General features: G+C 38.9%; 17 protein-coding genes. 9 read left to right on the top strand and 8 right to left on the bottom strand.

Annotation, left to right across the window (positions count from 1 at the left end; translation table 11 throughout):
• Together MS6x_RS02630 and MS6x_RS02625 are read right to left on the bottom strand one after the other, a co-directional pair.
• On the bottom strand, nucleotides 1–2,952 hold the full coding sequence (locus tag MS6x_RS02630) for an amidohydrolase family protein (RefSeq protein WP_482605225.1): 2,952 nt from the start codon (nucleotides 2,950–2,952) through the stop codon (nucleotides 1–3).
• A 204-nt stretch (nucleotides 2,953–3,156) separates the two neighbouring features.
• A complete protein-coding gene (locus MS6x_RS02625; RefSeq protein ID WP_482605224.1) occupies nucleotides 3,157–4,218 on the bottom strand; it encodes a DUF3810 domain-containing protein in 1,062 nt (353 codons plus the stop codon).
• Nucleotides 4,219–4,286: 68 nt separating this feature from the next.
• Between MS6x_RS02625 and MS6x_RS02620 the strand changes: the two genes are divergently transcribed.
• Nucleotides 4,287–5,738 (top strand): aminoacyl-histidine dipeptidase, encoded by a 1,452-nt coding sequence (locus tag MS6x_RS02620; protein ID WP_482605223.1) that lies wholly within the window; start codon nucleotides 4,287–4,289, stop codon nucleotides 5,736–5,738.
• A gap of 671 nt (nucleotides 5,739–6,409) precedes the next feature.
• Here MS6x_RS02620 and MS6x_RS02615 read toward each other — a convergent pair.
• The 3 genes from MS6x_RS02615 to MS6x_RS02605 are packed head-to-tail and all read right to left on the bottom strand — an operon-like array spanning nucleotide 6,410 to nucleotide 9,121.
• The gene (locus tag MS6x_RS02615) at nucleotides 6,410–7,546 is read right to left on the bottom strand and encodes a peptidylprolyl isomerase (protein ID WP_482605222.1); all 1,137 of its coding nucleotides are present in this window, start codon (nucleotides 7,544–7,546) and stop codon (nucleotides 6,410–6,412) included.
• Nucleotides 7,547–7,556: 10 nt separating this feature from the next.
• On the bottom strand, nucleotides 7,557–8,108 hold the full coding sequence (gldI, locus tag MS6x_RS02610; RefSeq protein ID WP_482605221.1) for a gliding motility-associated peptidyl-prolyl isomerase GldI: 552 nt from the start codon (nucleotides 8,106–8,108) through the stop codon (nucleotides 7,557–7,559).
• Nucleotides 8,105–9,121, bottom strand: a complete 1,017-nt coding sequence (locus MS6x_RS02605) for a DHH family phosphoesterase (RefSeq protein WP_482607131.1) — start codon at nucleotides 9,119–9,121, stop codon at nucleotides 8,105–8,107. Before MS6x_RS02605 ends, gldI begins: the two co-directional genes overlap by 4 nt.
• Before the next feature lie 75 nt (nucleotides 9,122–9,196).
• Between MS6x_RS02605 and MS6x_RS02600 the strand changes: the two genes are divergently transcribed.
• Nucleotides 9,197–10,213 (top strand): alkaline phosphatase D family protein, encoded by a 1,017-nt coding sequence (locus MS6x_RS02600; RefSeq protein ID WP_482605220.1) that lies wholly within the window; start codon nucleotides 9,197–9,199, stop codon nucleotides 10,211–10,213.
• A 45-nt stretch (nucleotides 10,214–10,258) separates the two neighbouring features.
• Nucleotides 10,259–10,678, top strand: a complete 420-nt coding sequence (locus tag MS6x_RS02595; RefSeq protein ID WP_482605219.1) for a nucleoside-diphosphate kinase — start codon at nucleotides 10,259–10,261, stop codon at nucleotides 10,676–10,678.
• 237 nt (nucleotides 10,679–10,915) lie between these two features.
• Here the strand turns inward: MS6x_RS02595 and MS6x_RS02590 are convergent, their stop codons facing one another.
• From MS6x_RS02590 to recF, 3 genes are read right to left on the bottom strand one after another with little or no spacing between them, the layout of a single operon-like run.
• Entirely contained in the window at nucleotides 10,916–11,212 is a 297-nt protein-coding gene (locus MS6x_RS02590; protein WP_482605218.1) for a DciA family protein, read from the bottom strand.
• 1 nt (nucleotide 11,213) lies between these two features.
• Nucleotides 11,214–11,630 carry a hypothetical protein gene (locus MS6x_RS02585; protein ID WP_482605217.1) on the bottom strand — a complete coding sequence of 139 codons (417 nt, stop codon included), beginning with the start codon at nucleotides 11,628–11,630 and terminating at the stop codon, nucleotides 11,214–11,216.
• Between the two features lie 2 nt (nucleotides 11,631–11,632).
• Nucleotides 11,633–12,712, bottom strand: a complete 1,080-nt coding sequence (gene recF / locus MS6x_RS02580) for a DNA replication/repair protein RecF (RefSeq protein WP_482605216.1) — start codon at nucleotides 12,710–12,712, stop codon at nucleotides 11,633–11,635.
• Between the two features lie 123 nt (nucleotides 12,713–12,835).
• Here recF and MS6x_RS02575 point away from each other — a divergent pair, with 123 nt between their 5' ends.
• From MS6x_RS02575 to MS6x_RS02550, 6 genes are all read left to right on the top strand, one after another.
• Complete coding sequence (locus MS6x_RS02575) at nucleotides 12,836–13,603, top strand: tetratricopeptide repeat protein (protein WP_482605215.1); 768 nt, start codon at nucleotides 12,836–12,838, stop codon at nucleotides 13,601–13,603.
• The gene (gene ribH / locus MS6x_RS02570) at nucleotides 13,603–14,085 is read left to right on the top strand and encodes a 6,7-dimethyl-8-ribityllumazine synthase (protein ID WP_482605214.1); all 483 of its coding nucleotides are present in this window, start codon (nucleotides 13,603–13,605) and stop codon (nucleotides 14,083–14,085) included. The genes MS6x_RS02575 and ribH overlap by 1 nt, the downstream gene beginning before the upstream one ends.
• 142 nt (nucleotides 14,086–14,227) lie before the next feature.
• Complete coding sequence (locus MS6x_RS02565) at nucleotides 14,228–14,518, top strand: riboflavin synthase subunit beta (RefSeq protein WP_482605213.1); 291 nt, start codon at nucleotides 14,228–14,230, stop codon at nucleotides 14,516–14,518.
• A 2-nt stretch (nucleotides 14,519–14,520) separates the two neighbouring features.
• A complete protein-coding gene (gene mutL / locus MS6x_RS02560) occupies nucleotides 14,521–16,368 on the top strand; it encodes a DNA mismatch repair endonuclease MutL (protein WP_482605212.1) in 1,848 nt (615 codons plus the stop codon).
• Nucleotides 16,369–17,112 carry a rhomboid family intramembrane serine protease gene (locus MS6x_RS02555; RefSeq protein WP_482605211.1) on the top strand — a complete coding sequence of 248 codons (744 nt, stop codon included), beginning with the start codon at nucleotides 16,369–16,371 and terminating at the stop codon, nucleotides 17,110–17,112. It begins immediately after the preceding gene.
• Nucleotides 17,113–17,115: 3 nt separating this feature from the next.
• The gene (locus tag MS6x_RS02550) at nucleotides 17,116–17,997 is read left to right on the top strand and encodes a rhomboid family intramembrane serine protease (protein WP_482605210.1); all 882 of its coding nucleotides are present in this window, start codon (nucleotides 17,116–17,118) and stop codon (nucleotides 17,995–17,997) included.
• Nucleotides 17,998–18,002 lie beyond the last annotated feature (5 nt).

Genomic DNA, 18,002 nt, shown 5'->3' with positions numbered 1-18,002 from the left:
TTAAAGGCTTTCGCAGGTTAGTTCGCGTTTTACGCTTTTCTTTGGCGCCTGCATTTTTTTGCCGTCCGCTTTTTCGTTCAGCATCATTTTTACCAGTTCATTACGTTCTTTTTTTATTGCTGCGCGTTGCTGTTCGTCCTTCGCTAAATCAAAATACGTAACCCCTTCTATCATTGTTTTTTCTGCTTTGGTGTAGATAGACATAGGGTGACCGGACCATAATACCAAATCTGCGTCCTTACCTACTTTTATGCTACCTGTTCTCTCGTCCAAATGTAAAAGCTTGGCTGGATTGATAGTAATCATTTTCCAAGCTTCTAATTCCGTCATGCCACCGTATTTCACTGTTTTGGCAGCTTCCTGATTTAATCTTCTGATCATTTCACGGTCATCACTGTTAATGGCCACGGTAACCCCTTGGTTATGCATGATGGCGGCATTGTAAGGAATGGCATCGTTCACTTCGTACTTGTAAGCCCACCAGTCACTGAAGGTTCCGGCACCAACACCATGTTCTGCCATTTTATCGGCTACTTTATATCCCTCTAAAATATGGGTAAACGTATTAACGACGAATCCAAATTTCTCGGCTACCTTCATCATCATATTAATTTCGGTCTGTACATAGGAGTGACAGCTAATAAAACGTTCGCCATTAATTATTTCCGCCAGAACTTCCATTTCTTCATCGTAACGATAGGCTTCTCCGTTTTTCTTTTTGGTATCATATTCCTTGGCACGTTGAAAATAGTTTATGAATACTTGTTCTACGCCCATTCGTGTTTGCGGAAAACGTGATCTACTGCCCCAGTTGGATTGTTTCACGTTCTCTCCTAAAGCGAATTTGATGAATTTAGGAGAGTTATCATAAATGAGTCCGTCTGCTTCTTCTCCCCATTTTAATTTTAAAATAGCCGAACGACCTCCAATTGGGTTTGCAGAACCGTGCAGCAATTGAAGGGATGTAACGCCACCAGCTAGGGAGCGATAAATACCCATGTGCTCAGGGTCTACTACATCTTCCATTTTTACTTCGGCAGTACTGTTGTGTCCTGCTTCGTTTACAGCTAGAGCTGCAATATGGGAATGTTCATCAATAATACCGGCCGTAACATGTTTTCCGGTGGCATCTATCACTTTGGCACCACCAGCGCTAAGGTCTGTACCGATTTTAGTGATTTTTCCATTTTTGACCAATACATCCGTATTTTCTAAAATTCCGGCATCCTCACTTGTCCAAACCGTAGCATTTTTGAACAAAACGTTCTCTTGCTTAGGTATGGAGGTATAACCATAGCCCACATTAGGAAAGGTTACGGGCATCACTTTAGGCGCTTGCATGTCTGAATCTTTGGTGTCTTTTTTTTCAAAAACCGATTTTTTAACGGCTGTAAAAAAGCTATCTGTTCCATCTGGCAGAATTAATCTTCCTGATAGATTGTCAGAGCCTTTGGTAACTGCCCCGGTCATTCGATATGTTTTTTCTCCCTCGTTCGTTGCAAACGATAGTTGTATCCAATCATTATCATAGGCCAGTTTTGAAGTAAGTTTAACGGTATCCTGTTTTACTTCTATTTTAGGTTTCGCAACTTCACCGGTAATGGAAACATCGAAACTTTGTCCTTGCAGGGCCAAGGTGTAATCGCCTCGAATGTCTTTAATGTCCTTATTGTTGATTATGTTTTGTGTACCCTGTACCCAGTTTTCATATAGGGTGGTCGATTTGTCAAAAATATCTCCCGATGTAATAAGGAAATTGGCATAGGTACCCGTTTTTAAGCTTCCTATTTTATCCTCTTTGCCAAGAATTTGAGCTGGCACGGTAGTTAATGCCTCCAATGCCTTGGTCTTTGGCAGACCGTATAATATTGCCTTCATCAGGTTTTCATTGAACTTGGAAATCGATTTAAGGTCATAGGGCGTAAGAGAAAATGACACTCCGTTTTCTGCTAATACCTTAGGATTGGAAGGTGCTTGGTTCCAGAATCGCATGTCCTGTAAAGAGACATAACTCTCTTGATATGGGTCCGAAACGTCATAAGCTTCAGGAAAGTTTATCGGAAGTATGAATTTAGCGTTCGTTGCCTTTATTTCAGCTATACGCTCAAACTCGTTCCCACCTCCTAAAATGGTATATTGAATGCCATTGGCATCACCAATTTTATCGGCTCTAAGGGCATGTCCCTTATCTTTTGCCTCAAATATTTGAACCATTCCTTTATTGGCGTTCAACGCTTCTAATGAACGGTCTTTTGTAGTGGCATTACCCTTGGAATACCAATCTGCATCGCTGTACATTTGTCTTAATAGCGCAAGTGTGCCCATTAGTGAGGAAGGATAGGATTGTCTTTTTAATACGCTCCTATCCAATGAAAAATACTGTGCGGAACGATCATCTAACACCCTATTGGCGTCGGAGCCAGTAGCATTTAGGGCTATAAGGACGCCTGTTCCTCTAGCAATACCATCATGAATATGGGAGTTGACTACCCCAAAACCAGCTTCTCTTAGTTCCTTGGCGGATTTGTCATCGTATTTGAATTTACCGATGGCATCATTTTCGGGCATAATATGGTCGTTCCAGTAAAAGCCTTCACGTTCCGCTTCGTATTGCGTAGAACGGCCACCACCGCTTGGTCTTTTAGCTTGTTCTACACCAAATTTAGAATAGACATCGATGAAGGAAGGGTAAATAGATTTTCCTGCTAGATTTACTATAATTGTATTGGCCGGAAGACTTACGGAAGTTCCAACATTTACCACTTTTCCATTTTGGATGAGTAGCGTACCCTTATTAATAACTTCAGTTGGAGTAACGTAAATCTTGGCATTGGTAAAGGCAGTGTAATTGTTGTTATTGGCCTTTACGCCTTCGTTTTCAGGAAAGTAGTCCTGTGCAAATAAAAATGCACTACACCAAAAAAGGCATAGCGTCAGCATCGTTTTTTTCATTAGTAGTGAGTTTCTGTTAGTTGGTTTAAAAATACTATTTCTCGTTCTAATTGGCTATTGTTTGTCTTATTTTAACAGGAGGAAGGTGGCTTGGGTTCAAGATAAAATGCTAAAGCTTCAATATTTAGTTCATACCCAAATAGTATTGATGGCTGTTTATTAATACTTGAGTTTGAGTTTGAATCTAATTCTTGGATTTGAACTTTACAAAGGATACTCCCTGTGGTAGGCAACCAACAATGACACTACCGCATTATAACTTTGAATGCCTTGTGATTGATTATTAGCCTTTAAGAAGGAGTTGAAAATTGACTTAAAAACAGGTTCCAATGGATTCTTATATTGATTCCAAAAAGCAGACATTTCTTGAAAGTTCAATTTTACTCCGCCATTTAATTCCGATAGCAGCTCGTCAAACATCCTTGAATCGCCTCTTCTTACATCATTAAGGCAATAACCGAGCGCATAAGAATAGGCTGCATATTTAAAATAAAGATCTTCGTTATTTGCAGTCACTAGATATCCGATGAAATTGGTTTCATTTTCAGCAGAATAACCCAATTGATGTCCTATTTCATGGCCAGCAACTACCGGAAAACGAAAATTTGGTAAGAGTCCGTTTACTTGCGCTTCGTTGGTAAATGGGTTTAAATATCCGGCATAACCCATATACGTAAGTGCTTTGCTGAAAAGTGATGTTTTTATACTCGGTTTGGTATAGCTTAAAAAAGGATGCTTTTTTGTGAGTCGCTCATATCCTTCCAAGGTCTTTTGAAATTGTTCGTTTTGAGTATAGGGAACGGCTACCCGTTTCGTGGAATCTGATGTTATCGCCAATTGTATCTCATTGGTTTTGTTGACCAGCCGTCTTGTAAAGTCGACCAGTTCTTGGTAATCCTTTGTTTCTACTAAATCGAATTTAGCCACGATCGGTTCTCGGTAATAATTGAATCCCCACATAAAGTGGAAGGTAAAATAGGCAATGGAGAGTACCATTATTACATCTCTAAAAAATCTAATTTTATTATGAAGTAAGTTGCGTCTGTTCTTGTACAGATAGCCAATCGCGAGTAGAAATAAAGAAGTATATAGAACATCACCTATGGAAAAAGGAATCCATCCCAGGAAAGACCGAAATGATGTGGAGATAAAAGGGTATATGCCGTTGCTATAATAGGTCTCTATCCAGTCTGCATGGGAACCCAGCCATTTTACAAGTATGATTTGGGGAATCAAGGAAAGGGCAATTCCTGTCTTTAGGTTCATCTTCATCAGGTCAAAAATAGCGAAATCCTTTTTCTGTTAGTATTTTTACAGCTTATAACTTTGATGCTATGAACAAAGAACTACTAGATTTACAACCTGAAGACGTATGGAAAAATTTTTCCAAATTGAATGCGGTTCCACGGCCATCAAAGAAGGAGGAACGGGTCATCGCTTTTGCTATGGAGTTTGGAAAAGCCTTGGGTTTGGAAACTTTTAAGGATGATGTAGGGAACGTGATTATAAGAAAACCGGCGAGTAGGGGTATGGAACATAAAAAAATGGTCACTCTGCAGTCTCACTTGGATATGGTACATCAAAAGAATGCAGATACTGTGTTTGATTTTGATGCTCAGGGAATTCAAATGTTCGTTGATGGCGATTGGGTAAAGGCAGAAGGCACTACTTTGGGGGCGGATAATGGAATGGGCGTTGCCGCAATTATGACGCTTTTAGAAAGTAATGATATTGATCACCCTCCTTTGGAGGCATTATTTACTATTGATGAGGAAACCGGAATGACGGGAGCTTTTGGCTTAAAAGAAGGTGTGCTAAAAGGTGAGGTCTTATTGAATTTAGATACCGAGGAAGATGATGAGATTGATATAGGCTGCGCAGGAGGTATTGATATAACGGCTAAAAGAGAGTATAACGAAAAGAGCGCTCTTCATGGAGATATCGGGTATCGACTTGTGGTAAACGGACTCAAGGGAGGGCATAGCGGTATGGACATTAACAAAGGCTTGGGTAATGCCAATAAAATAATGAACAGGTTGTTATATGCTGGGATGGATTATCACATGCGGGTTGGAAAGCTTGAAGGTGGAAGTTTGCGAAACGCAATTCCAAGAGAAAGTACCTGCCACATTAACATAGATAAAAAACAAGAAACTGCTTTCCTAACAGCTCTTACGAAGGTAGCGCATACCATTAAAAAGGAACTGAAGATGGTAGAGCCAAACTTAGAAATAAGTATTAGCAAGGAAAAAACGTGTAAAAAGGTAATGGGTCTTGGAGCGCAAAAAAAGTTCATTAAGGGTGTTTATGCGGCACTTAACGGTGTTTACGGTATGAGTTCTACCATAACAGATTTAGTAGAAACTTCGAACAACATTGCTAGAATACAAGTAGCGGAAGGTACGGTTGCTATTTTGTGCCTAACACGTTCGTCTCTTGAAAGTGGTAAAATGGATTTAGCAAACTCTTTAAAATCTGCATTTGAACTTGCAGGTTTTGATGTTGCTTTTAGTGGGGCTTATCCGGGTTGGAATCCAAATCCCAATTCAGCCATTTTAAAAGTTGCCAAAGGAATATATAAGGATATATTCAAAGAAGACGCTAGGGTAGTGGCATGCCATGCCGGATTGGAATGTGGTATTCTTGGACAGAATTATCCCGAGATGGATATGATCAGTTTTGGCCCTACGATTTTGGCTCCCCACTCACCAGATGAGCGGGTAGCTATCTCATCGGTGCAGAAGTTCTGGAAGTTCTTATTGGAAGTATTGAAGCATACGCCTTAAAATAGGTCGTTTTCTTCCAGTCGTTTCAGTCAGTGTTTGTAAGAACTTTGAATGTTATTTCCGCAGTTACTTGCGAACTAATGGTGTGATCGCAGTAAACGCTAGCTAGTCATTGACCGACTGTGCTCACATTTGGGATTAGCATAAAGGAATTTGTATGCCGGTCCACAACAAGTCAATGTACAAGAACAAAATATGCCTTATTCAATGACAGTGTCAATTCTTTTTATTTTTCGGTTTATGGATTTGTTCGTTATCCATCAAAATCTATTATGGTGATGACCGCCCTGACCAAAGTGATTACCCAAAATCGTTCTTAGGATAAATCACTTGTTGAGAGTGGAATTATCCTATCCATTTACCTATAACAAAGGATATTTCGTGTGATTGAATGGTAAATAGTGATTATAAACAATCACCTTGCCATTGATTTGCAATTATTCGTGATAGGAAACAGCCGTTTCTGAAATTACAGTAACAGGTTATCAGTCCTTTGTAATGTTTTCTCGTTATGGAGTAGTGCCGTTGTTATAGAAGGGGATTTTATAGGGTAATCCACAGCTCAAAGAAAATAAAGCAAAAAAAATCAGCACAACTACCGGTAAAAACGTTTGTTTTTTAGCAGCTATGCCGATTTATTTACTTTATGTCGAAGTAAGTCTGGCGTTTTCTTATTTAATCCCAGTTAGTTCAACATCAAAAATTACGTCTGAATTTGGTGGTATAGGTCCTGCACCTTGTGGCCCCCAGCCCATGTGGGAAGGAATAAACAAACGAATCTTATCACCTACCTTCATGCTCAACAAACCTTCTTCAAATCCGGCAACAAGCCCAGAATTTGTTGCGTAGGTCATAGGTGCTGGCATATAGCCGCCTCCTTGTGCTTTTCTTTCATCGTAAGTACCATACTTTTTCGCAATTTCTTCATAGTTGCTTTCAAACAAAGAACCGTCGGGTAGGTACCCGGAGTACATGACGTTTACTTTCTGACCTATTTTTGGTTTTTCACCGTCACCTTCGTTTAGTACAAGTACTTTTAGTCCCGAAGGGAGTTGTTTTGCCGTACTTTTTTGTTTTTCTAGTTCGGTTGCGAAATCTGCCATCATGCCTCTCATTTCAGCCATTTTTTCGGCTTTTTCTTTCGCTATAGCCGCTAAACGTTCCTCTTCGTTATCAAAATAATCGGTCATTACCTGTACGGCATCAAATTGCTTGGCCTCTTTGCCATTTCTGATAATTTTTACGGTGTTCATGGTAACACTGTCTACGGGCTTGTTGCCTGCTGCCACTGGTACGTTTGCAATAGAATCTACTACTGCAATACCTTCTACTACCTCTCCAAAGACCGTATGAACACCATCTAACCAAGGTGTTGGATTGTGCGTTATAAAAAACTGGCTACCATTGGAAGAAGGGCCACTATTGGCGGAGGAAAGGATTCCTTTTCTATCGTGAACCAAAGAATCGTTGAACTCGTCCATGAAACGGTACCCCGGATTTCCGGTACCGGTACCCGTGGGACAGCCACCTTGTATCATAAAGTCTTTCATGACCCTATGAAAAATAAGTCCGTCGTAATATTTTTTACCTTTAAAATTTTCGCTTACGAAAGGACTGTTTCCCTCTGCTAAGGATACAAAGTTGGCCACAGTTACTGGGGCTTTGTCATGTTCCAAACGTACGATGATATCGCCTTTGTTCGTTTGAATTGTGGCGAACAATCCATCGCCAAGTTCTGGATTCTGACTGGTTTTACAGCTGGCCAAAACCAAAGTAAATAAAATTAAAACATAGAATTTTCTGAACATAATGGTAAATTTAAATATCTGGGTTTACTAGTTGTTTTTCAATCTTTAAAATATGTACTGTAGATTTTAGAGGGATATTGGTTCCTATTTTGTTCGCATCGCCATGAATACCAAAGCCTAGTGAAGAAGGAAACAAAAATGTGGCCTTTTCGCCCTCCTTTAGCAATTTTATTGCATTTCTAAGTCCGATAAAAAGTTCTTGCTTGTCTACCTTATATGACACTACGCCAATTTCATCTTGTGAATATATGGTGTCGTTGTCCAAAGTAAGCAAATCGTAGGTCATGACAACAAGGTCATCGGTTTTTGGTGTATAGCTAGTGCTGTCGTTTACAACCAAATAATGATACCATGAGCCGGATGCTGTATGGCTGTAATGCTTTAAGGAATCGGCATTGATGATTTTTTGAATTTTTTCTTCCTCCAGTTGCAGCAGTTTTTTACTTCGTTCTATGGATGCTTTAAAAAAACTACCGCTCTTTGTCTGAACCGGTTTTCTTGGCTCCGGACCAGCGCAGCTCACAATTAACAACAGTATAACGATCCCAAACCTTGCTCTCATAAGGTAAGTTCTTTTTTAAATTGAGGTAATAAGGATTCAAAATAGCGTGTTGTTTCAGGAATTGACACATCACTTTTTCCTCCTGCTGCATTTGTATGACCCCCTCCTTGAAAAAACTGTCTCGCAAAATTATTTACATCAAAATCACCCACAGACCTAAAAGAAATTTTAAGAATACCTTCCTCTTTATTTTCTATAAAGATTACCGCAAAGCGAATATTTTCTAACGTTAGACCATAATTCACAAAACCTTCGGTATCTCCTTTGCTAAAATTATATTCGTCCAGTTCTTCTTGGCTCAAGGTGATGTAGGTAGTATTGTATTCGGATAAAATTACCATGTTCTTTAGGGCACAGCCCAAGAGATGTAACCTGCTAGGAGAATTGGTGTCGTAAATGCGACTATGAATTTCCGTGTTGTCTGCACCCTTATCTATCAGGTTTGCTATTACTCTATGTGTTACGCTCGTGGTAGCCTTAAATTTAAAAGAACCCGTATCGGTCATAATACCCGTGTAGATACAATTCGCCATTTCGGAGGTTATTTCGTCTTCGGCATTCAAATACTCTAAAAGATGATACACCATTTCACAAGTAGAGCTCATACGCACATCAGAGTACATAATCTGTGCATAGTCTGACGGTTCTTGGTGGTGGTCTACCATAACAAAAGTAGCCGTTGCCGCCTCTAAATAAGAAGTCATTTGGCCTACCCTTCCTAGATGGTTAAAGTCTAAGGTAAAGATTAGTTCGGCGTTGGCAACACAATCTTTTGCCTGACTATTTTCTTTTTCGAAATTTATAATACGGTCCGCTCCGGGCATCCATTTCAAAAATTTTGGAAAGTCGTTGGGTGCTACCACTGTGGCCGTATGTCCTTGACTTTTTAGGTAATGCCATAGTGCCAATGTTGATCCTATTGCATCGCCATCAGGGTTTTTGTGCGGAACTATCGCTATTTTCTTTGGGTGTGAAAGTAGCTTTTTAAGCGCATTTATATGCTCTAAATTCATGGCGGCAAAGATACAATTTAATACCATAATGGTAAAAATGAAAGTGTATTTTTGTATTTCCATATAACCTATGCCATGAGAAAAATACTCTTACTTCTTAATTTCTTATTGATCTTTTCCTGCGGGTCTACCAAAACAGCAATGAAAGAAACCAATGAGTTTGTTATTGCTTTTGGTTCTTGTAATAAGGCTTCTCTGCCCAATTTGCTTTGGGACGATATTAAAAACATCAACCCGGATTTATGGATTTGGGGAGGTGATAACATTTATGCCGATACCGATGATATGCAAAAGCTCAGAAGCATGTACAAAGAACAAAAGGCGATACCAGGTTATGCATCCTTGATAAAAGATGTATCGGTCATTGGTACTTGGGATGATCACGACTATGGTCTTAATGACGGCGGAATAGAATTTTTGGCCAAAAAAGAAAGTCAGAAAGAATTTCTTGATTTCATGGATGTGCCTAAAAATAGTCCTAGAAGAAAAAAAGAAGGAGTTTATACCTCGCACGTTTATGAAGAACCAGAAGGAAGTGTTAAAGTAATTGTATTGGATACACGCTATTTTAGAACGGCCCTTACACCAGATACCGAAACGAAAAAGCGAACCAAACCTAATGAATACGGCCAAGGGACCGTGCTTGGAGAAACGCAATGGTCCTGGTTGGAAAGGGAATTGAAAAACTCCAATGCAGATTTCAATGTTATCGTAAGTAGTATTCAGGTATTGTCCAATGAACACGGATTCGAATGTTGGGGCAACTTCCCACATGAAGTAGATCGACTAAAAAAAACCATTATAGATACCAAGGCAAAGGGAGTTTTGGTACTTTCTGGAGACAGGCATATTTCGGAATTCTCTAAAACAGATTACAATCTAGCATACCCTTTAATCGACTTTACAAGTAGCGGCCTTACCCATGCTTACCGTAGTTTTACCGGAGAACCCAATCCCTTTAGAGTAGGAGAGGTGGTAAGCACTGAGAGCTTTGGGACTGTGACATTCAATTTTAAAACTAAAACGGCCTTGTTTCAAATGCTTGGAGATAATGGTGTTGTGCTTGGAGAACTGCGACAACGATACGAATAGTTGTGTGTTGATTAGAAAGTCGTATTTTTGCGCAAAATTTTAGATATGAGTACACATAGAACATTTACAATGATTAAGCCCGATGCTGTCGCTAACGGACACATAGGAGCTATATTGGAAAAAATAGCCGCATCAGGATTTAAGATTGTAGCTATGAAATACACACAGTTGAGTCTTAGGGATGCTCAGGAATTTTACGCAATTCACAAGGAACGTCCATTTTTTGGTGAATTGGTAGAATTTATGACCAGAGGACCTATCGTTGCAGCTATTTTAGAAAAAGAAAATGCAGTGGAAGATTTTAGAGCATTAATTGGTGCTACCAATCCTGCAGAGGCTGCAGAAGGAACCATTCGTAAAATGTTTGCTACAGATATCGCTGAGAATGCGGTTCACGGTTCTGATAGTGATGAAAATGCTGCTATTGAAGGCGCTTTTCACTTTTCAGGTAGGGAAATTTATTAGGCAGATTAAGTTATAAAGATAGTAAAGACCGATTCACTTGCTGTGAGTCGGTTTTTTTTGCTTTGAACATAAAATTGTAGCTGAACTACAAATCTTATCTTAACTAAAGGCTTTAGAATATTTGACTTAAGGTTATATGGATGGGTGTTTATACTAAGGTCAACTCAGTTTAAGGTTGAAAAGAGGTGCGATTTGAAGTGTTTTGGCTATGATTAAGATAAAAGTCAATAGGACAACTCAGCGAAGGACAATTCTTTTAATTAGGTTTTTTCCAAGTTCTTCATTTAACATGTTGATAATCTTAGAGGTACCTAAACTAAGCTCCTCCCTAAGCACCGAGGAAGATAGGGAAACATAGAGCGTGTCGTTCTTAAGTTCAATAGCCGTGGTATAATTGTTTACGCCGTTTCCCATGAGCCGCATCCAAGCAGCACGTGCATCTACTTTATCCATACCGCCCTGGAGCTTATTTTTTTGGATAAAGGCAGATAGCGCCTCTTTCATATTCTGGTTATCGTTTTGTCGTTTTGCCATACTAGGGATTTATCTTAATAGGTTCAAAACGTTTGTATTGGTACACGATACCATCCTGATTTTGAACGGAAAAGTTATCTTCGCTTATTGCGGTAAGCTCTTCCGTCCAGGTGCTAAGGTTGTTTTTGTAGTTTAGGGTGTATATATCTTTTTCAATAGTAATTTCAAAGGATTCCGCATCATCCGATGTTTCGTAATTCCCATCAAATCTCGGTTTCATTTTTTTACGATATCCTTTTAATCCATCTACCTGAATAAAATCCACAGTAGTATTCATCTTATACTCTTTTTGCCCTCCGTTAGGGAATTCAACCCGTTCTATTTCCCAGTATCCATTCAGTATAGAGAGTTTTTCTTTGCTGACCGAAGTGCAAGCGGCCACCAATAAAAAGCTTAAAAAAATGAGCAATCGGTTCATAGTTAGAGTTTAAATATTTTGTAGGATTGATGTATCTTTTTTACCACATTTTCTGTTCTGTCCGCATGGGTATCGCTCACGAATATCTGACCAAAATTTTCATTATTTACGAGTGTAATGATATGGGCTACCCTGTTTTCATCCAATTTATCAAAAATATCGTCCAAAAGTAAAATAGGCGTAGTTTTAGAAATTTCTTGCATAAACTGAAACTGTGCAAATTTTAAAGCGATTAAAAAAGATTTCTGCTGCCCCTGACTTCCAAATTTTTTAATGGGATACCCTGCTATGGTGAAGCTGAGGTCATCTTTATGAATACCTACACTGGTATATTGCAAGGCCCTGTCCTTATTTAGATTTTTCTCTAAAAGGCTTGCTGTGTCATTTAGGTGAAGCTTGCTGTCGTATGTTAAATCTACATCTTCCGTGTTTCCCGTAATTGCCTTGTATTGGGTTTTGAAAATTGGAATGAACTTTTCAAGAAAATCAGCTCGTTTAGCGTATATCTCAGACCCATAGGTGTGCAGCTGGTCGTTATAAATAGTTAAGGTGGCCTTTTCAAAGGTATGGTTGGCGGCAAAGTATTTTAAAAGCGCGTTTCGTTGAGATAGTACCTTGTTGTAATTGATTAAGGACTGTAAGTACCCTTTGTCCGATTGGGAAATGACCCCATCCATAAATTTGCGTCGAACATCACTACCTTCTGAAATGAGGTCACGGTCTGCCGGCGAAATAATAACTAAGGGCAAAAGCCCTATGTGATCAGCAAAACGTTCGTACGCTTTTCCATTTCGTTTAATGATTTTTTTATTGTTCCGTTTTAAACTACAAACAATCTTCTCTTCTCGCTCTTCCTTTTCAAAAATTCCTTCCACTACAAAAAAGTCTTCACCGTGCTTAATGTTTTGTGAGGCTATGGGATTAAAATAACTTTTACCAAAAGAGAGGTGGTAAATTGCATCTAGGATATTGGTTTTTCCTTTGCCGTTATCACCTACAAAGCAATTGATTTTTAAATCAAAAGCTAAGTCCTTTGACTCAAAATTTTTATAGTTAAGAAGGGATACCGTTTTGAGAAACATTAAAATTTACCGAATTTTTGATTTGGATAGGTCTATTTTGCCCGAATAATTCAAAAATAACGAATAAATACGCTATTGGATTTCAATAAAAACTTTATTTTTGCGCGACCAATAAAATTTGAGATGGCAACATATAAGAAAAGAGGATTTAAACCACAAACTAAGGCTGAAATTCAGGAGTTTGATGAGCAAGAAAGCACAACGGCAGAGGTGTTTAGTAGCTTGGACGAAGGAGCTTCAAGGTCAGAGGAGTGGGTTTCTAAAAACCAAAATTATATTTTAGGCATCATCGGTGTCGTCGCTATAGGTGTATTAGGTTACTTGGCATACGTACAGTTTGTACAAAAACCAAAAGAGACTAGTGCTGCAAACGAAATGTATTATCCACAGCAGTATTTTGACCAGGCGTTAGCTAGCACAACAGCGAAAGATTCATTGTTTACATTGGCATTGGAAGGTGCTGAAGGTAAATACGGTTTTTTGGATATCATGGAAGAATACAGTGGAACCAAGGCGGCTAATTTAGCAAGTTATTCTGCTGGTATGGCATATTTGAATATGAATAAATATCAGGAGGCTATTGATTATTTAGAAGGTTTTAGTTCTGATGATGAAATTCTTGGTGCACTGGCAAAAGGAGGGTTGGGCGATGCGTTTATGCAACTGGAACAGCCTTCGGATGCCTTAGGGTATTATGAAGCGGCAGCTGCTCATAGTAGCAATATGTATACTACGCCTAAGTTTTTGTACAAAGCAGGTGTTACAGCATTGGATATGGGAGATAAATCCAAGGCATTAGGGTTTTTCCAACGTATTAAGGAAGAGTTCTCCGATTCTGAGGCAGCCACATCCATCGATGCCTTTATTGGTATGGCAAAAGGTGGCGCGTAATGGCCACAGCGAATAAAAATTTATCGGCGTACGATAAAACAACAATCCCAAACGCGAAGAAATTTCGGTTTGGGATTGTTGTTTCTGAATGGAACCAAGAGATTACCGAAGGCTTGTACAAAGGCGCTACTGAAGCACTAAGCGATTGTGGAGCGTTAGGGGATAATATTGTACGTTGGAACGTTCCTGGTAGTTTTGAGCTTACTTATGGGTGCAAAAAAATGATTCAGCAAGGCGATTTTGATGCTATCATTGCCATTGGAAGTGTGATACAGGGCGAAACCAAGCATTTTGATTTTGTGTGTAGCGCAACTTCACAAGGCATCATGGACCTGAACGTTCATAACGATGTACCGGTTATTTTTTGTGTTCTTACAGATAATAACTTGCAACAGGCGATTGATCGCAGTGGTGGTAAACATGGTAACAAAGGAGCAGAAGCTGCAATTGCCGCTATAAAAATGGCAGCTTTGGGACTTTAAAAACCCTGGAGCATTGCCCTTAGTTTTTCCTTTCTTTTGCCATTCTCCAATATAGAACTTTCATTACAGGCACTGTTAACAAATTTTGGCATTACTTTATAAGGCCAGTTTTTGCTTTTTAAGTAACTTTGAAGCTATGGGAATGCTTAGTAAAATAACGCGATTGCGTAGAAACAGAAGATATGACTATAGTCCCAGATACTTCGATGATAAGGGTAAGGGAAACCCATATAAACTAGAACCTAAGTTTGATAAGTTTAGAAGTACCTTAAGTAATCAGCGTGGTTTAAAAAATAAGATTACTAATGCAGTTGAAGATACGCGCAGAGCAGGAGACCGCAGCCTAAAAATACGAATGGCGATAATATTGGCTGTTCTAGTCTTTATTTTTTTGTACATCATTGATTTTGATCTCACCATATTCTTTTTCTAATAATGGCTGATATTATTAGACTTTTACCGGACCACGTAGCGAATCAAATTGCTGCAGGTGAAGTGGTGCAGCGCCCTTCGTCGGTGGTAAAGGAGCTATTGGAAAATGCGATAGATGCTGGAGCAACGGAAATTAAACTCATTGTAAAAGATGGAGGAAAAACCCTGATTCAGGTTGTCGATAATGGCAAGGGAATGAGTATTACCGATGCACGGTTGAGTTTTGAACGCCATGCCACTTCCAAAATTGAAAAGGCAGAAGATCTTTTTAACTTAAGTACCAAAGGCTTTCGCGGAGAAGCCTTGGCTTCTATTGCGGCCATCGCCCATGTGGAGATGATGACCAAGACCGAAACGGACGAAGTTGGTACACACATTAAAATAGAAGGTAGCAAAATTAGTAGTCAGGAGGTAGCTGTGGTTCCCAAAGGGACTTCCATGCTTGTTAAGAATCTTTTCTTTAATATTCCTGCGAGAAGAAATTTTCTAAAGTCAAATCAGGTAGAATTCCGCCATATAACCGATGAATTTCATAGGGTAGCATTGGCACATCCTCAAATTGCATTTCAATATTATAACAATGGTAGTGAGGTATTTATTCTGCCTTCCAACGATTTTAGAAAGCGAATTGTTAATATTTTCGGTAGAAAGGCGAACGAGAAGTTAGTTCCTGTCACTGAAGATACAAAAGTCGTACGCATCTCCGGTTTTGTTCAAAAACCAGAATTTGCCAAGAAAAGCAGGGGAGAGCAGTTTTTCTTTGCCAATAACCGATTTATAAAAAGTCCCTATCTGCATCATGCGATACTTGGCGCTTTTGAAGGCTTAATTAAACCTGGTACGCATCCTGGTTATTTCTTAAACCTAGATGTGGATCCTGGTACTATCGATATTAATATTCATCCAACAAAGACCGAAGTTAAATTTGATGATGAGCATACCTTATATGCTTATTTAAAATCAGCCGTTAAGCATAGTTTGGGTCAATTTAATGTGGTTCCCGCTTTGGATTTTGAAAAAAATCAGAATTTAGATACCCCTTATGCGTACCAGAACAAGCATGTAACCTCGCCAAGTGTATCTGTTGATGCCGGTTTTAATCCGTTTAAGGAGGAGGTCCTTAAGAAATCCCATTACCGAACATACACCAGGACAAGTGCAAAAGGATGGGAAAACCTTTATGAAGGCTTGAATACAAACAAGCAGGAATTTAGACCAAGCACCATCGCTTTTGAATCGGAAGAGATTAATAGTACTATTTTTGATTCAGAAAAAGATCAGGAGAATCAAGTGACCACTACGTTTCAGTTGCGTAAAAAATATATTATTACAACTATTAAATCAGGTATGGTGGTTATTAACCAAAGTAGGGCGCATCAACGGGTGCTCTACGAAAAGTTTCTTAAAAATATAACCATAAAAGAGGCCGTGAGCCAGCAGTTGTTGTTTCCACTTTCACTATCCTTTTCCAAAACCGAACTGGAAATTTTAATAGAGATAAAAGACAATCTTTGTGCCGTAGGTTTTGTGTTTGGTGAAATTGGAGCTGAAACAGCGGAAGTGAAGGGAGTTCCGGTTGTGGTTGTAGAAAGTGAAGTTCAAATGATTATGGAGCAATTAATTTCCGATTTTCAAATGGAAATTTCTGCCGATAGTTTTTCACAGAGCGATATGTTGGCCAAAACCTTATCCAAAACTTTATCTGTTAAAACGGGTGAGTTTTTGGACCATAAATCCCAACTTGCCTTGGTAAATGATTTGTTTGCTTGTAAAGAAACCACGTTGAGTCCCTTTAACAAACGTACGTATGTGACGATTACCGAAAATGATATTGATAGAAAATTTATATAGATGGGTAGACTAACAGATGCGATTAAGCATTTATTGATTATTAATGTTTTATTTTTTATTGCTACCCAGTTGTATGGGGATATGATGTACGAATGGTTCTCGTTATGGTTTCCAAAAAACGAAAACTTTGGATTTTGGCAAATACTGTCCCATATGTTCATGCACGGGGGCTTTTGGCATATTATGTTTAATATGTATGCATTATGGGCCTTTGGCACGCCGTTGGAACAAATGTGGGGAAGGAACAAGTTTTTTTTCTTTTATTTTTCGGCAGGTTTGGGTGCCGCACTCATACATACCGGAGTAAATTATTATCATTTTAATGCAGGTATGTCCGCATTGGTAGAAGCCGGAATTACTGAAGGGAATGTTATGGAAATTATATCTAGTGGACAATATAGTCCTGGCTGGTACGAGATTGCAGGAAAATCTACCATAGATAACTTTTTGAGTGCGTATAATACGCCTGCCGTTGGTGCTTCTGGCGCTATTTATGGTGTATTGGTGGCCTTTGGAATGTCTTATCCGAACAGTGAGCTGTTTCTTTTGTTCATTCCTGTTCCAGTAAAAGCAAAGTATTTTATTCCTGTTTTAATTGGATTAGACTTATTTTCTGGAGTTACCGGGTACAGTTTGTTTGGTCAAGGAATTGCCCATTTTGCCCATATTGGAGGAGCGCTCTTTGGATTTTTAATGATGTGGTATTGGAAGAAAAATCAATTTAACAATAATAGATGGGATTAGTATATGACGCAAGGAAATTTAAAATATCAATACAACAGATTATCTATTGCTGAAAAGCTTATTGCCATAAACGTGCTTATATTTATAGTAGAACGTTTATCCACTTTTTTGTTGCAACTGTCCGGTAACAGTATTGTGCAGTGGTTTGAGTTGCCTAAAGACTTTTTTGATTTTTTGCTGCAGCCTTGGTCCATAATTACCTATTCCTTCTTTCATGGCGGGTTTGGTCATCTTTTTTGGAACATGCTGCTCATTTATTTTGTGGGGCGCATATTTTTAAATCTCTTTGATGCAAAACGTTTTCTAAATGTTTACCTCCTTGGTGTAATCATGGGGGGGCTCTTTTTCTTTTTGGGCTACAATATATTTCCTGCTTTTTTTAATGTGAATGCCTATTTAATTGGAGCTTCTGCGGGTGCAAGTGCTATCCTAATTTTTATTTGTGCGTATATACCCAACCAAGAAGTACGGTTAATTTTCTTTAATGTAAAACTATGGTACATAGGTGCGTTTGTGGTATTAATGGATTTAATTCAGTTGCCGGCAAGCGGAAATGCAGGCGGACATTTGGCTCATTTGGGTGGTGCGTTGTTGGGTTACTGGTATGCAAGACAGTTGGTGAACGGTACGGATATAGGAGCTGGATTTTCAAGATTTTTAGATGCAACGGTAAACATGTTTAAACGCAGTGAAAAGAAGGCGCCCTTAAAAACCGTTTACAAGAGTAAAAAAGGTAGTGCTACCATAGCTTCCAAAGCGCAATATGACAAGCAAACAAATCAAAAGAAAATCGATGCAATCTTAGATAAAATAAGCAAATCTGGTTATGAAAGTTTGTCTAAAGGTGAAAAGGATTTCTTGTTCCAAGCCGGAAAGGAGGATTAGCATCT

The organism is Maribacter sp. MS6, assembly GCF_056839185.1.
This window is presented reverse-complemented; position numbering and strand designations above follow the sequence as displayed.